13 protein-coding genes and 1 pseudogene are annotated in these 14,116 nt (G+C 38.7%); 3 read left to right on the forward strand and 11 right to left on the reverse strand.

Annotated elements, in window-relative coordinates; all coding sequences use genetic code 11:
* Positions 1-567: 567 nt before the first annotated feature.
* On the reverse strand, positions 568-1,059 hold the full coding sequence (locus HXT36_RS02125) for an NUDIX hydrolase (protein WP_032812826.1): 492 nt from the start codon (positions 1,057-1,059) through the stop codon (positions 568-570).
* A gap of 64 nt (positions 1,060-1,123) precedes the next feature.
* Positions 1,124-1,442: pseudogene (locus HXT36_RS02130) on the reverse strand (hypothetical protein); the annotation flags it as partial.
* Between the two features lie 129 nt (positions 1,443-1,571).
* On the opposite strand from HXT36_RS02130, the gene HXT36_RS02135 reads away from it, so the two are divergent.
* Complete coding sequence (locus HXT36_RS02135) at positions 1,572-2,375, forward strand: sulfite exporter TauE/SafE family protein (protein ID WP_081090887.1); 804 nt, start codon at positions 1,572-1,574, stop codon at positions 2,373-2,375.
* A 111-nt stretch (positions 2,376-2,486) separates the two neighbouring features.
* Here the strand turns inward: HXT36_RS02135 and HXT36_RS02140 are convergent, their stop codons facing one another.
* Positions 2,487-3,134 (reverse strand): zinc ribbon domain-containing protein, encoded by a 648-nt coding sequence (locus HXT36_RS02140; RefSeq protein WP_116285819.1) that lies wholly within the window; start codon positions 3,132-3,134, stop codon positions 2,487-2,489.
* Between the two features lie 241 nt (positions 3,135-3,375).
* On the opposite strand from HXT36_RS02140, the gene HXT36_RS02145 reads away from it, so the two are divergent.
* The gene (locus HXT36_RS02145; protein WP_018615718.1) at positions 3,376-3,576 is read left to right on the forward strand and encodes a helix-turn-helix transcriptional regulator; all 201 of its coding nucleotides are present in this window, start codon (positions 3,376-3,378) and stop codon (positions 3,574-3,576) included.
* Between the two features lies 1 nt (position 3,577).
* A complete protein-coding gene (locus HXT36_RS02150; protein WP_116285818.1) occupies positions 3,578-4,027 on the forward strand; it encodes a hypothetical protein in 450 nt (149 codons plus the stop codon).
* Between the two features lie 586 nt (positions 4,028-4,613).
* Here HXT36_RS02150 and HXT36_RS02155 read toward each other — a convergent pair.
* The 8 genes from HXT36_RS02155 to HXT36_RS02190 form a co-directional block, all read right to left on the reverse strand.
* The gene (locus HXT36_RS02155) at positions 4,614-5,453 is read right to left on the reverse strand and encodes an HAD hydrolase family protein (protein ID WP_116285817.1); all 840 of its coding nucleotides are present in this window, start codon (positions 5,451-5,453) and stop codon (positions 4,614-4,616) included.
* A gap of 129 nt (positions 5,454-5,582) precedes the next feature.
* On the reverse strand, positions 5,583-5,831 hold the full coding sequence (gene secG, locus HXT36_RS02160; RefSeq protein ID WP_004115170.1) for a preprotein translocase subunit SecG: 249 nt from the start codon (positions 5,829-5,831) through the stop codon (positions 5,583-5,585).
* Positions 5,832-5,951: 120 nt separating this feature from the next.
* Complete coding sequence (gene tpiA, locus HXT36_RS02165; RefSeq protein ID WP_116285816.1) at positions 5,952-6,749, reverse strand: triose-phosphate isomerase; 798 nt, start codon at positions 6,747-6,749, stop codon at positions 5,952-5,954.
* A 104-nt stretch (positions 6,750-6,853) separates the two neighbouring features.
* Complete coding sequence (locus HXT36_RS02170; protein WP_004133082.1) at positions 6,854-8,059, reverse strand: phosphoglycerate kinase; 1,206 nt, start codon at positions 8,057-8,059, stop codon at positions 6,854-6,856.
* Between the two features lie 256 nt (positions 8,060-8,315).
* On the reverse strand, positions 8,316-9,254 hold the full coding sequence (gene whiA, locus HXT36_RS02175) for a DNA-binding protein WhiA (RefSeq protein ID WP_004130980.1): 939 nt from the start codon (positions 9,252-9,254) through the stop codon (positions 8,316-8,318).
* A gap of 184 nt (positions 9,255-9,438) precedes the next feature.
* Positions 9,439-10,287: an RNase adapter RapZ gene (gene rapZ, locus HXT36_RS02180; protein WP_080649803.1), complete on the reverse strand. Its 849-nt coding sequence runs from the start codon at positions 10,285-10,287 to the stop codon at positions 9,439-9,441.
* 110 nt (positions 10,288-10,397) lie between these two features.
* The gene (locus HXT36_RS02185) at positions 10,398-11,534 is read right to left on the reverse strand and encodes a shikimate dehydrogenase family protein (protein ID WP_116438407.1); all 1,137 of its coding nucleotides are present in this window, start codon (positions 11,532-11,534) and stop codon (positions 10,398-10,400) included.
* Between the two features lie 74 nt (positions 11,535-11,608).
* A complete protein-coding gene (locus tag HXT36_RS02190) occupies positions 11,609-14,092 on the reverse strand; it encodes a primosomal protein N' (protein WP_421779133.1) in 2,484 nt (827 codons plus the stop codon).
* Positions 14,093-14,116 lie beyond the last annotated feature (24 nt).

Consider the following 14,116-nt stretch of genomic DNA (forward strand, 5'->3'; position numbering starts at 1 on the left):
AGAAGCATAGTTTACGATAATGGGAATCAAGCGAAGAATATCTCTCCAAATCTAAAAATTTTTGTATAGCAGGCTTGCCAAGACTATAAACCATAATAATCATCTTCTCTCTTTCAGGTAAAAACCTCATATAGAGCTAAATACGCAACATCATAGACGAATGTTACATCCTCGACTCTTACTATAGTTATAAGGCATTTATGATGTCTTGTAAATACACTGTAACGAAAATGTTATAAAACATATATACCAGATATTTCCACCAACTTTCATCCTGGCATTCATGTAATTATCGCGAATTATGTATGATTTTGAAGATAAAATTCACATGAAAATATGCAGACTATCCTCTATTACGATTGCTCATTTTTCTCAATTATCGGGTTATAGACCAAAAAATAAGGTACGACCACACCTTATATGTGAAATCTTACCTTATTTTTGTTTTATGACTTCAATTTCCCACTTCACAGGGTGGGTGCAAAGTGTGTGCACTTTTTAACGTTAACATCCTGTGCACTCAACCCTAAAGCGTTGATATCTTCCCTCATACAGCCAAACTTGAATTTATATATCTACTGTTTTAATAAGTTTGATTGCCCTTGATGATACTAACTCGTCTTGGCTCATTTCCAAAAGGTTCTTTTTATCTACCCACTTATAATTAACCGTTTCTCCTTTTTGAAGAGCAATTGCATTTTTCTTACAATCGGTTACGCATAGATATTCAACATAAAGAGAGCGGTAAACATCCTGCACAAATCTTCCGATCTCCATAATTTTTGAAGCTTCAATACCTGTTTCTTCTTTTAATTCTCTTACTGCACATTCTAATGGTGTTTCATATTGCAATGCAGAACCACCTGCTGTCAACTCCCACATTCCACCGAATTTCTTTTCAAAATCTCTTTGCATAATAAGGTAAGTCCCATCTATATGTTTAACAATTACTTCGCCCACCAAATGATACATGCCGTCAGGAATTGGTTCTCCTCTCACTAATGTAATATTCTTTAATTTATTAAATTCTTTATCATACGCATCCCAAATCTCAGCCATAAAACCCTCCATAAGGCCTGATTGTCAATTTCATTAAATATGAATTTTATCTTTCTCCAGTGGATACAAAGCCATTGTTCACTTCTACATAAAGCTTACCAATCTCAATATCCGTGATGAGCACTTGATTAGAATCAGATTCAACCTCACAAACTCCCACATCATGTGGCAAACTCACAACAATTTCAGGCATACCCTGAGTAAACCACCTCAGCCAATTCGAAGCTGAGACTTTTTTAGTTTGAATAAGCCTTATAACATTTTGCGCTTCCTCAACCCTCAATATATCTTGTTCACAGTTAAAAGCTCACACCAAAGGTATCAGCACGTTTCACCGTTAAACGAACATCTTTCGTCTCTGCGATAAACTTCTTATTATCCATTACTTACGTTAATTAGATAAATAAATACATAAATTACAATTGAACTAGTATAGAAATATTCTATTTTTCATATAACATAGTAAAAGTAGTGAATAAAGTACGAGGAGGTAATTTGTGAAGAAAAGATATATGTTGAGAAATATTTTTAAAACCAAATATAATTTCCATAATATTGTTTTAATCGTTTTCATTGGACTATTAGCAGGTTTTTTATCAGGATTGTTCGGTGTAGGTGGAGGAATGGTGATAGTTCCTGCATTAACTGTTTTTATGAAATTTGATCAGCGTCATGCTACTGCTACTTCTCTTGTTGCCATAATTATAACGTCGCTTTGTGGAAGCATTGTTTACGGTTTAAACGGCAAAGTGTCATTTTTATCAGCATTTTTTCTAATAATAGGTTCAGTTTTCGGATCACAAATTGGGGTATATTTTTCACATATTTTGCCTAAAAAAATATTTCCTTGGTGTTTTACACTTTTTGTATTACTAGTTATATGTTCTAGTCAAGTTTGGATTCCGTTAAGAAATGTAGATTTTAATGTTAGTTTTTTAAAAGCTATATGTCTTATATTTATAGGCGTTGTTTCTGGTATTTTTTCAGGTATTTTAGGCGTTGGTGGCGGAGGAATTATAGTGCCATGCGTGCAACTTTTGCTCGGCATGGGAGACCTTATGGCAAGAGGAACTGCTTTGCTTGTCACGCTTCCTACAGCTATAAGTGGCAGTATTGCTAATGCTCGTTACCATTATACTCATTTTACTGAAGGAATTATTATCGGTATTTTTGCGACATTTACTGTAAACTTAGGCGCAATAATTGCGCGCAGTATTTCACCTTTTATATGCAATATATTGTTTTGTATTTTTTTGTTCAGTGTATGCTTACAAATGATATTAAAAACAGGTATTTTAGCTAAGAATAAGCGTTAAAAAGTTTAAGATTGGCTTAATAGCTTGATTTTTGAGCATAAAAATAGCCTAGAGAGGATTACCCCTAGGCTGACTTTTGTAACATTTCAAACGCTCACAATCTTTTGGCTTTTACGATGCCCTTTCAATATCCACACTAATCTCTGATTTAAAAGTTATACTGAACCTGTCCTCGTAAACTTTTATTTTCTTGATGTACTTTCTTACCAGCTTCTCGTCATACTCACTAATATCGTGACGCTCACTTTTCAGAAAATCTTCCATTTCTCTGATTCGTCTTTTAGCATCTTCTTGACCTGCTTTTTCTATAAGAAGCTGCTGTTTCTTACCTTTCAGCTCATCAATCTCGTTGGCAGTTTTCGTGTAGTCTTTTTTAGCTTTAAGCAAGGTTAATAGTATCGCTTGTTTATCCGCGATTTTTTTATCAACCGTTTCAAGCTCACTTAAGTTGTTTCCCGCGATAATTTCTCTAATATTGTTATTCAACGTATCCAATACTTCACCAGGTACGGTGAGTATTTTGTTTATGGCTTTCACTGTAGCAGACTGCAGTTCTTCCTCTTTTACTGTCGGAGCATCGCAAGCACTAGGACCATTTTCCCATCTGGTACAACAACGCCAAACAACAGAATGCACTCCTCGGTTGTTCCAAGCAATTCTTCTGTAAACATCCCCGCATTTAGAACAAACACATAAACTGGATAAAGCGTACTTACTGGAATAAACTCTCTTTTTTTTATTCTCCTCACCACTAAACATGTTGGCTCGTCTTACCATTTCTTCTTGGACTTTAAAGAAAATATCTCTTGGAATAATAGACGCGTGGCTATCTTTTACATAATACTGTGGTTCTGTTCCATCATTTTTTATACGAACATGGTTAATAAAATCTGTCGTCTTTTTAGTTTAAGAAATTATAAAAAAGCAAAGTACGCTTGACAAAAAAAGCAAAGCGAGCTATACATTATATGTAAAGTTAACTTGCTGTTGAAGGAGGAAAATGAAAAATACAATTTTTCGATTAAGAAAACAGCATAAAATAACTCAAGAAGAATTGGCAAATGAAGTTGGAGTTACAAGGCAGACCATAACTTCCATTGAAACTGGAAAATATATAGCATCACTGCCGTTGGCTTTTAGAATTGCTAAGTTTTTTGATACAAGTATTGAAGAAATATTTAGCATAGAGGAGGACGATTAATATGAACAAATTAGAAAAATATAAAAAAGAAATAGGATTTAGAATTACTATTTTAGTCTTATTATGTATGGTTGCCTTACTCGCAGTTATTATTGGAAATTTTTACTTAAAATATAAATTTCCATTAAAAGAAGATGTGACAGATTATGTAGTAGTATTTTTTATTGGACTTGAACTTGTATCTGTATTCTACATGTCAATGCTTGGTAGAGCATATAGAAATAGAGATATATTGGAGAAGATGTATACTAAAGAAACAGATGAGAGAATGATATTAATAAGGATGAAGTCAGGATCAAATATAATACCTATATTCTCAATGGTTATTGTAATAGTTTCTTTAGCTGTAGCATATGTAAGTTATGAAGCCTTTTTAGCGTTAATAATAGTTGCATTTGTACAAATAATATTTTCTAAATTATTAAAAGTATATTGGTCAAAAAAGATTTAAAAATATCATATTAAAGGTATTAGACGATAGACAGTTAAAACTCTATCGTCTTTTTTTATACTCAAAATTAGGAGGTAAAAATGGTAAGGATAAGAAGCCACACTTAAAACAATTTAATATATAAGACATTTAGCGATTGAAATATAAGTTCAGTCGCTTTTTTAATTGAAATTTATAGATTAAGGAGAAGAAATTAATGGATAGATAAATGATAATTTAGCTGCCTAATCTTCGATTGTCGCTTGCCCGTTCATGAGCATAGGTAAAAGCCAATCACGGAGAGCTATCAAAGCTCTATTTTCGCGTTGATTAGACGATATAGTCGTATAAGCAGGCATAGCAATTCTATTAAACACCTTAAGTTCAATCTCATTTGGAATATAAATGGGTCGATTATTAACTAGTGGTTTATCACAAGAAAGTACAGCATCACCACTAATGAAAAATGGGTATTATACATTGAGATCTTTAGCTGTTCCGACTTGAATGGTAGATTTCTTCTCTTCACTGATAATGTCACCAAGCTTTCCGTTTGACTCTCTACGAAAGAATTCGTCACACAACTTCGCCAGTAACGAAAGGTGGGTTATTCACAATCTAGTAAAAGATTTGAATTAAGCCAGCTGGCAACGCCATTATTGTTGTTGGAATCACAAACCTCGTCCGCAATCGCAAGCAACCGAGGATTACTATTCGATACCGCTACACCGTATCCCCCTGCGCGGAACATGTCTATATCTATAATATCGTCTCCAAAAACGACTGTGCGGCTCGGCTTCACACCCAAACGATTGCAAATAACGTTCAAAGCATGCCCCTTGTTTGCAAGAGGATTCGTAAGCATCCACAAAACATCTTCGCTAATGTGTAGCGAAAAATCGGTTGGAAGAATGCTCTGAAGTTTTTCCTTCTCACTCTCTCGAGGAACAATAATAATCTTGTCTGCAATGCCACTTGGAACATTAGAAAAATCGGTAATAACAAAATCCTGCTCGTTCCAAAGCATACGAACATCAAAGTTAGTGTAACGAACATCGTTCATAACAATGCCAATGCGAAGCGTAGGAATCTCATTAAGCAAGCGCAAACACACACTACAAGCATGTTGAGAATCAAATCCAAAACGCGTAAGAGTATCAAGGCTTCTTTGCGAAGTAAGCTCACCTATCGTGCTGTGAGCACAGTCAAAATCAATAAGAGCACCATTAAGGTACGCGCAAACTTGAGCATTCAAATCGTGAATAAAATCAAAAGCACTTCCAACAGGTCGAGCAGTAATAATCGCAAGCGGAATTCCACATTCACTCAAACGCTTAGAAGCGCTAACAGTTTCTTGGCTTAAATATCTGCTTTCAAAAGCATTAGCATCATGAAGCATAGTGCCATCAAGATCTGCTACCACAAGAGAAGGAGAAAAATGAAGCATAACAATAACCTAATGTATTTTAATTAGTCTAACATCTTCTAACATCTTAAAAAGCATAGCAAAATATACGCCTGCTCTGCTTATAAAACAAAAGCGCGCAATCTTTCGACTACGCGCTTAAAAGAATACTTAGATAAGTGAGAACTTAGTCATAAGATTCAAGGCAACAATAACAGCCACCCAAATCAAAGCTATAATAACAGTCCAACGATTCAAGTTCTTTTCTGCAACACCAGAGCTACCAGCGTTCTTCGTTAAACCGCCGCCGAACATATCGGAAAGGCCGCCGCCCTTGCCCTTGTGCATCAAAATCAACAATGTTAACAAAATGCTGGTGAGCACAAGCAACACTTGCAAAACAATTTTCACAGCGGACACAAGTAACCTCCTGTTTTTAGTACTCTGTAAATCATAGTAAAAGCCATTGACCTATAAGCTAAATATATGTTGAATCAGCACTAAATAAGTGCTAAATCTTTCACTAAATAAGCACTAAAATCATTCGCGATTTTTATAAGACGCGAGTTTAACAATAGAAGCAAGCTCTTCAACTTCTAAAGACGCTCCTCCAATAAGGAATCCATCCACATCTGGCTCACTAATTAAGCTTGACGCATTAGAAGACGTTACAGATCCGCCATAAAGAATACGCACAGAATTTGCAACATTATCGTCAAAAGTGCGTCGCAAATCGTCCCTAATCGCAAAAGCTGCCTCTTGAGCAGATTGAGCTGTAGCAACCATGCCAGTTCCAATAGCCCAAACTGGTTCGTACGCAATAATCAAACGTGCTGCCTGCTTAGAGTCTAAGTCGCGAGTAACGTCGTGAACTTGACCAACCGCAAAATCAAGCTCTATACCTTGCTTGCGCTCCTCGAAGCTTTCGCCAACGCATAAAATTGGTTGCATTCCAGCTGCAAGAACAGCGCGCACTTGGTCAACAATATTCGCATCGTCTTCTGGATGATACTTTCTACGCTCGGAATGGCCTACAATCACCATTGAGCAGCCAAGACTTGCAAGCATATCTGCAGAAACGTCTCCAGTAAACGCGCCTTGAGTTGTAACGGAAACAGCTTGTGCTCCGTAAAGAATAGGAATATTACTGGATTCAACTAAAACTTGTACGCTTCTTAAGGATGTAAACGACGGCATAAGCGCAATATCGCATTTTTTGCAATCAAAGTGAGAATCGCAAAGCATCCACCAGAATTTTTGAATAAAATGAGTGGCTTCAAGGTGATTGAAATTCATTTTCCAATTACCTGCAACTAGCGGTTTTCTTTTACAAACCATAATCACCCTTAAGAATTGTTATAAAGATAAAATTAACATTATGCCGACCTCGATTTACAAAATGAATTCATAAAATCGAAGCCGGCACAATATCTTAAATTTATTTACTCAAGCACGCTCAAGCCTGGAAGAGTCTTACCTTCCAAGAACTCGAGAGAAGCGCCGCCACCAGTGGAGATGTGCGAGAAGCCATCTTCCGCAAATCCAAGGTTACGAACTGCAGAAGCGGAATCACCACCGCCAACAATAGTGAAAGTACCGTTCTTAGTGGCGTCAACCAAGCCCTGAGCCACAGCACGAGTACCAGCAGCAAACTCTGGAACCTCAAACACGCCCATTGGTCCATTCCACACAACAGTCTTGGAATCAACAATCTTATCGTGGAACAGCTTTTGAGAATCAGGGCCAATATCTAAGCCCATCTTATCTGCAGGAATAGCATCCGCTGGAACAACTTCTGGAGCAACTGGAGTGTCGCCTGCTGGGAAGCCAGCGTTCACAACAATATCGGTTGGAAGAACAAGCTCAACGCCATTCTTCTTAGCGGTTTCAATGTATCCCTTAACTTTCTCGAGCTGATCCTCTTCAAGCAAAGAAGTACCGACTTCGTGACCCAAAGCCTTAAGGAATGTGAACACCATTCCGCCACCAATAACAAGGCGATCAGCCTTAGAAAGCAAGTTTTCAATAACGCCAAGCTTGTCGGAAACCTTAGATCCACCAAGAACAACAGTCAAAGGACGCTCTGGATTTTCGGTTGCGCGAGAAAGTGCCTTAACTTCCTTTTCAACAAGCAAGCCAGCAGCAGCTGGAAGATCGGCAGCAACATCGTAATTTGAACCCTGGGCGCGGTGAACAACACCGAAACCGTCGGAAACAAAAACTTCTCCAAGAGCAGCAATCTTCTTGGCGTAAGCTGCGCGCTCAGAAGCATCCTTGCTGGTCTCTTCGGCGTTAAAGCGCACGTTCTCAAGCAAAACAACGTCGCCATTGTTCATTGCAGCAACCTTAGCTTGAGCATCTTCGCCGTAAGTATCTGCAGCCAAAGCAACATTTACACCAAGAAGTTCACCTAAGCGAGCTGCTACTGGAGCCAAAGAAAGCTCTGGAACAACCTGACCCTTTGGACGGCCAAGATGAGCCATTAAAATAACCTTGGCGCCCTGCTCGCGCAAAGCTTTAATCGTTGGCAAAGCAGCCTTAATACGACCGTCGTCTGTGATAGTCGTGCCCTTAAGAGGAACATTAAAATCGGCACGAACGAGTACGCGCTTGCCGCTCAAATCTCCCAAATCTTTAAGTGTCTTCATTGGTATCCTTTCCAAACCATGATTCAACCAATCATGATGGCGAATTTAACAAGAAAAAAGACGAAAGCAAAGCTAAAACGTCTATAAATTCCACAAACGATTATACCGCATATGCGCAACAAGCACGCACAAAATCAACAGAAAGATTTACATAAAAATCAACACCAAAATCGCGCGATACAAAAATGCCGCATACTTTGTGTATACGGCATTTAATCAAAATTAGTAACTACAAAAGTTAATTCTAGAGTTAATTCTACATTCTAGATTTTTCGACTTTAGCGCAAAGTTGCAAAAGTCTACGAATACGGCCAGCAACAGCATCTTTTGTGATTGGAGGATCTGCCAAATGACCAAGCTCTTCCAAGCTTGCATCACTGTGCTTAAGTCGCAACTTGCCTGCCATCAAAAGATTTTCTGGAATATCGTCTCCAAGAACGTCGAAAGCGTGACGAACCTTTTCGCAAGCTTCTGCAGCAGCCTTAGCACTCCTGCGCATATTTGCATCATCGAAGTTTGCTAAACGATTAGCTTTTCCTCTTGCTTCGCCATCAGAACGCTTGCCAGTCCATTCTCTAGAAGACCTTGGAGCGCCAATCAAATTAAGCATACGCTCAATTGCGTCTGAATCACGCAAAGTAACGCGCTCGGAGCTTTTAACTTTACGAGCCTTTGCGCTCACACCCAAACGTGCAGCCATAGCTTGCAAAGCTGTTGCAGCTTCGTGAGTTGGGCAAACAATCTCTAGATAGCTAGCTTTTCCAGGATCCGATATAGCACCGTGAGCTATAAACGCTCCCCTCCACGCGGCTTTAATTTGTGCAATGCTTCCGCTAACAATTTCTGGAGCTAAGCCTGCAACAATGTGCATACGTCGATCCAGAAGACCAGATTGCAATGCTAAAGCTGCGGCTCCTCGATCAACAAGAACCTCGTAACGAGTAACAACACCCGTAGGCGTTTGACGAGAAGCTTGAGAAATCTTAGCCTCCCGCTGGAAATAAGTCTCAAGAACGTCTACGAGCCATTGTGCTGCATTTTGCGAATCAAACTGTGCTCTAATTACAGCTTGATTATTAACTGGCCTTAGACCTCCAGCAAAACGCATCATCGCTGCAGCTTGAGCCATAATAACCGCTGGTTGGTCACTATTATTTGCGACGAGTTCGTTCTTTACGTCGTCAAGAAGAGCCAAGGGAAACCTCCTATTTTGTTCTTCTTAAAGTATGCGTTGGGATTCTTGCAAGATGCCATTGCACGATGCTAAAAACATCTACATGCTCGGCTTTCTGTAGTACCCAATGACTTGGACATTTTACCTTTTAATATTGCTTTTTATATTACATAACACCGTAGGAGAAAATGCATTATTTGTTAAATCATGCTCTAGATCTCATCTCTCTAGCAGACACTGTAACTTGTAATCCTCTAGATTTTAATCGTTTTGCAAGCTCTATGCTAATAGCTACAGACCTATGCTGGCCTCCTGTGCATCCAATTGCAATAGTTACATAGTGCTTATCTTCTTTTGCAAAACCATCGATTGCTGTAAGAAGAGCTTTCTCGTAGGAATCTAAGAATTCCATTGCGGCTGGGTTTTTAAGAACATAATCGCTAACAGCTTTATCTTTGCCAGTTAAATCTCTAAGTTCTGGAACCCAAAATGGATTTGGCAAAAATCGCATATCTGCCACAAAATCGGCATCCATAGGCATTCCGTACTTAAATCCAAAACTAAAAATGTGAACAGATACAGTAGAAGACCCTTTTCCAAGCAAGCCTTCATAAAGCTTTGTTGAAAGTTGATGAATACTAAGAGTAGAAGTATCGATAATAATATCCGCGCAATCCTTAAGATGACTTAAAAGCTCGCGCTCTTCTAAAATGCCATCAATAAGTCTCCCGCCGCGTTGCAAAGGATGCGGCCTGCGCACAGACTCATATCGCTTAATAAGCACAGAATCGGAAGCGTCTAAAAATAGTATTCGAGTTTTTACGCCCAAATCATCTATATGGCCCAAAACAGCAAAAAGATCGTCAAAATATCCACGCGATCTTACATCAATAACTGCTGCAAGCTTATGCACTTTAGAGCCAGAAGACGTCATCATGTCTACAAGCGGAATCAGCAGCTTTGGAGGAAGATTATCAATAACATACCAGCCCATGTCTTCCAAAGCATTTGCAGCATGCGATCTTCCAGCTCCACTCATGCCCGTAATAAGCATTACTTCAAAATCGCTTGAAACATGCGCATCTTGGCTACTTAAAGAAGCATTATTTGATTGCAACTTAAAAACGGAATTATGAGATTGCATTTCTAGATTATTCTCATCGCTCATAATGCCTCCTGCAATGCTTTTTCCATGCAACTTCTTATGTAATCGTAATCTGTAGCCTTGATGGATTTATGTTTGATTATACAAGAATCATCACTCGAATCATCACTCGAATCATCACTCGAATGCCTATACTCAAAAGTCATAAGTTTTACTTGATCTAATGCCTGATACAAAAGCATTTCTTCTCCACCAATACCAATGCCGTATTTTCTCCAAACTTTAAGCATCTGGCTTGGTCGAGGACTGTAAACAACGTCTAGCAAAGCTCCTAAATATTTTATTGACTTTTCCTTGCAATATTCACACAAAGCGAGCGCTAATCCGTCTGCTACATGAGCTGGAACAGTGCTTATAACAATATCTGCGTTTGCAATTGCTTCAATTGCATCCAACGAAGAAATAGATTCTAGAATGTGAGATTTATCACATTTTTCTATACTTTGTAAATCGTCAATTTGCAAAGGCTCACTCGCAGGAAACTCTATACCGCAAACAGGCTTGTAATCGCGCTTGTTTTTAATCTCAAAATTCTCTGGCTCTATTCTTCTGCTATTTGGAAAATCCAATTTATATTTATCTACTAAATCGTTAAATCTACTAACGCTTTTAACAGTTTTTCCATCGCTTTGCAACCTTGCAACAACACTAACTTTGCTCAATTTTGAGCCTTGCGCAATTTCTATTAAAGCTGCCATTGCAGAAGACGCTGTGTTTCCGCTGCCAATAATAACCGCACTTTTAGCGTTTAATATTTTAGATTTTAGAGCGCGCACTAACGCCATTACAATCCCATTTACGTCTGTGTTACAAAGCTCAATCGTCTCAGGATTTTCTATGCATGGCTTTTTACTAAACACAGCAGTATTTGCAACTCCAAGAGTTTTTGCCCAATAGTCGCAAGCTACACCTAGGCTCATAATCGTTTTTTTAAGTGGCATTGTAAGGCTTAAGCCTTTCCAAGAATCATCAAGATGCGCAATAAAATCTTTTAAGTCTTCTTCGCTAACTTTTTCTTTACTATAATGCCAATTATTTAATCCCAATGCCTTATATGCAGCATTGTGTAGAACTGGAGACAGCGAGTGCGATATAGGATTGCCCAAAACTGCACAATTGTAGCATTTTTCAACCATTTTAACCTCTTTATTTATAAGTCTTTGCTTGTAAGCCTATGCTTGTGAGCCTATGCTTGTGAGCCTATGCGATTTTACAAATCCTTAGGATCTACACTAAATTTTAATTCGCCACTTTTTCGCATTGCAAAATGCTTTGCGCATTCTTTTTTCAAACGATTTACTAATTCATCTCTATATTCTAATGGCACTCTTACAACTGCTTTAACTCTATCGTTTAATTCTTCAAATCGTTGAGAATTTTGCTCGCGCAATGTTGAAGGAGGCTTCATTGGAACAATTCCAAGTAAAGGCGGAAGATATTCGTACTCACTCGAATCGCCAGAAACCACAGAGTTATTATTTTTAGTTTCGACTTTTAACATTGGAAGATTGCTGGAACTATCTAAATCGCCATTTTTGCTTGCGACTTTTGCAATGTCTTCATTAATATCTTCACTAATGTCTTCACCATCACACGTGCTCATTGCGCCAATCGCATTAAGCGTATCTACAACAGCTTGCCTAAAACCCCATATTCTTGCAACGCAAACAGAAGGAGGCAAAAGCGCATCTTCTCTTTCTTTAAGCTCTTGTTTAGAAAGAATCGAAGAATCCCACTCCTCTAACGATTTAGCGAGAACATCATAAGTTTCTCCCAAAATAAGCACGCTTCCGTCTCTGCTTTTTGGAGCACACATAGAAGCCGCCTTCATCCATGCGTTCAAAGTGTCTATTCGAGCATCTAATCCCGTGCTATAAAGACTCGTCCACGCGTCTAAAATCGCAACAAGACCATATTCCCCGCAAGAATCTTTAGAATTGCTTAAAACACGCGGCTGCGATCCAAGCGCGCTAATAACAATCATCGGCTTTTGCTCAACCCACTCAACAACACCGCTTTTTTGTTTTGCAGAAGAAACAATAATTGGAACATCCTTAAAAAACTTAAACACTTCTTTAGCTGTAAAATTAACGCCTATATGAACAGCTTCAATCGCTCCAGAATTACTAGAACAATTCGAGCATTTCCAACCTATTGCAATACTTCCACACCACGCGCATTTAGGAGCAGAACCGTCTAAGGGCAAATCAAGCGGACCAGTGCAACGTTTGCAACGAGCAATACAATGGCACTTTTTACACGCAGCTTTTTGAATAGCGCTATCTTGGCAAGTGGCAAGCAAAACAGGCATTTTAGCGTCTAAAGTTTGTCTAATCGAAGTTAGCGCAGTGTACGGTATTCTAGAACCTACACTCGGGTCATTTATTTTAGTCAAATTATTTGAATTTAAAAGACGAACCCAAGGACTTGCATTTTGAACAACAGACTTAAAAGGCGTAACCTCTACTAAATGGCCACTAACCAAAGGAGCTAATTTTTTGTTTTCAACTTCGCTTTGACTAATAACGCTTCTTGCAAAAGACATTGAAACAAATACGCCATTATGATTTTTTGCGCGCAATCGCATAACGCCTCTAGCTTGTGCGTAAGGCATCATGCCGTCTGCATACTGATATGCGCTATCTTCTACAATCACAAAAAGCGCTTGCGACTCAACTGGCGCATACATTGCAGACCTTGTTCCTAAAACGCACGGAACAATGCCCTTTTCTATAGCTCTCCACGCTCTATACCTATCTGCTGGAGAATCATAAGCGCAAAGACGAGCAACATCTCCACTTAAAGCGCCATTAGAATTTTGTGACTTTTTATAAGGCTTAAGACCGTAAACCATAAGCGAGCGCATAACATCGCTCACTTCTCGAATCGTAGGCAAAACAACAGCAACTTGACGACCCGCGCTTATAGCATTTGCAATAATCCACGCTAAATCTTGCGCCCATCTAAACGCGCCTGGTAAAGCATCTACAAGAAAAGCTTTGTAAGTATTCGTTGTACTTAACGTAAAATCATCTTTAGAATGCAAATAATAAGGTTTTTGAACGTTTTCTAGCGCTTGTTTTAACAAGTCCGCGTTTTTGTAAGACGCAAACATGCGAGCATCGGTTGTTTTTATAAGATTTTCCGATCCGCTATATTGATCCTGCTGCCAGTCATCTTTTGATTTTAAGCTTTTTCTAAAATCGATAGTCCATTTTTGCCTTTTAGACATGTGAATATCGTCTAAAAAATTCTCTTTATCTACGCCAGCGATTCTTTTGGGCAAAGCTAGCCGAATAATATTCGCTCTAGTTCCACCATAAGCGTTAGCAATTGACGAAATATCTTGCATAAAAGATTTAGATGCAACTTTTTCGCTAGAAATAATTTTTTCAATAAACTTTAGGGAAGATTTTGGCGTTTCGCTTGAATCGCTTCTGCTCCATATAATTCCGTTAACTCGTCTTGCGCCGAATTTTACGCGAACCATAACCCCTGGCTTTGCGTCTTCATCTTGCGATTGGCTAACAATGTAGTCGAAAGTTTTTCCAAGATGAGGTGCTTGAACGTCTAAAACAACATGCGCAATCGCACAGTTACTCGCTTGGATTGGTGTTGAACCACCCTTTTTGCGCCTGTGCGATTTTTTCGCTAAACCTTCTAAAGAAGGCTGCAACGAAGACTGTTCAAGCATTAATAATCCTTATAAAATTAATCC

Origin of the sequence: Gardnerella sp. DNF01144 (assembly GCF_049244245.1) — a bacterium.
Classification (GTDB): domain Bacteria; phylum Actinomycetota; class Actinomycetes; order Actinomycetales; family Bifidobacteriaceae; genus Bifidobacterium; species Bifidobacterium piotii.

Excerpts from the sequence above, each read along its gene's own strand:
- HXT36_RS02125 (WP_032812826.1), bottom strand. The coding sequence starts at position 1,059 with ATGGCTGAGATTTGGGATGCGTATGATAAAGAATTTAATAAATTAAAG.
- HXT36_RS02135 (WP_081090887.1), top strand. The coding sequence starts at position 1,572 with ATGTTGAGAAATATTTTTAAAACCAAATATAATTTCCATAATATTGTT.
- HXT36_RS02140 (WP_116285819.1), bottom strand. The coding sequence starts at position 3,134 with ATGTTTAGTGGTGAGGAGAATAAAAAAAAGAGAGTTTATTCCAGTAAG.
- HXT36_RS02145 (WP_018615718.1), top strand. The coding sequence starts at position 3,376 with ATGAAAAATACAATTTTTCGATTAAGAAAACAGCATAAAATAACTCAA.
- HXT36_RS02150 (WP_116285818.1), top strand. The coding sequence starts at position 3,578 with ATGAACAAATTAGAAAAATATAAAAAAGAAATAGGATTTAGAATTACT.
- HXT36_RS02155 (WP_116285817.1), bottom strand. The coding sequence starts at position 5,453 with ATGCTTCATTTTTCTCCTTCTCTTGTGGTAGCAGATCTTGATGGCACT.
- tpiA (WP_116285816.1), bottom strand. The coding sequence starts at position 6,749 with ATGGTTTGTAAAAGAAAACCGCTAGTTGCAGGTAATTGGAAAATGAAT.
- HXT36_RS02170 (WP_004133082.1), bottom strand. The coding sequence starts at position 8,059 with ATGAAGACACTTAAAGATTTGGGAGATTTGAGCGGCAAGCGCGTACTC.
- rapZ (WP_080649803.1), bottom strand. The coding sequence starts at position 10,287 with ATGCTTATTACGGGCATGAGTGGAGCTGGAAGATCGCATGCTGCAAAT.
- HXT36_RS02185 (WP_116438407.1), bottom strand. The coding sequence starts at position 11,534 with ATGGTTGAAAAATGCTACAATTGTGCAGTTTTGGGCAATCCTATATCG.
- HXT36_RS02190 (WP_421779133.1), bottom strand. The coding sequence starts at position 14,092 with ATGCTTGAACAGTCTTCGTTGCAGCCTTCTTTAGAAGGTTTAGCGAAA.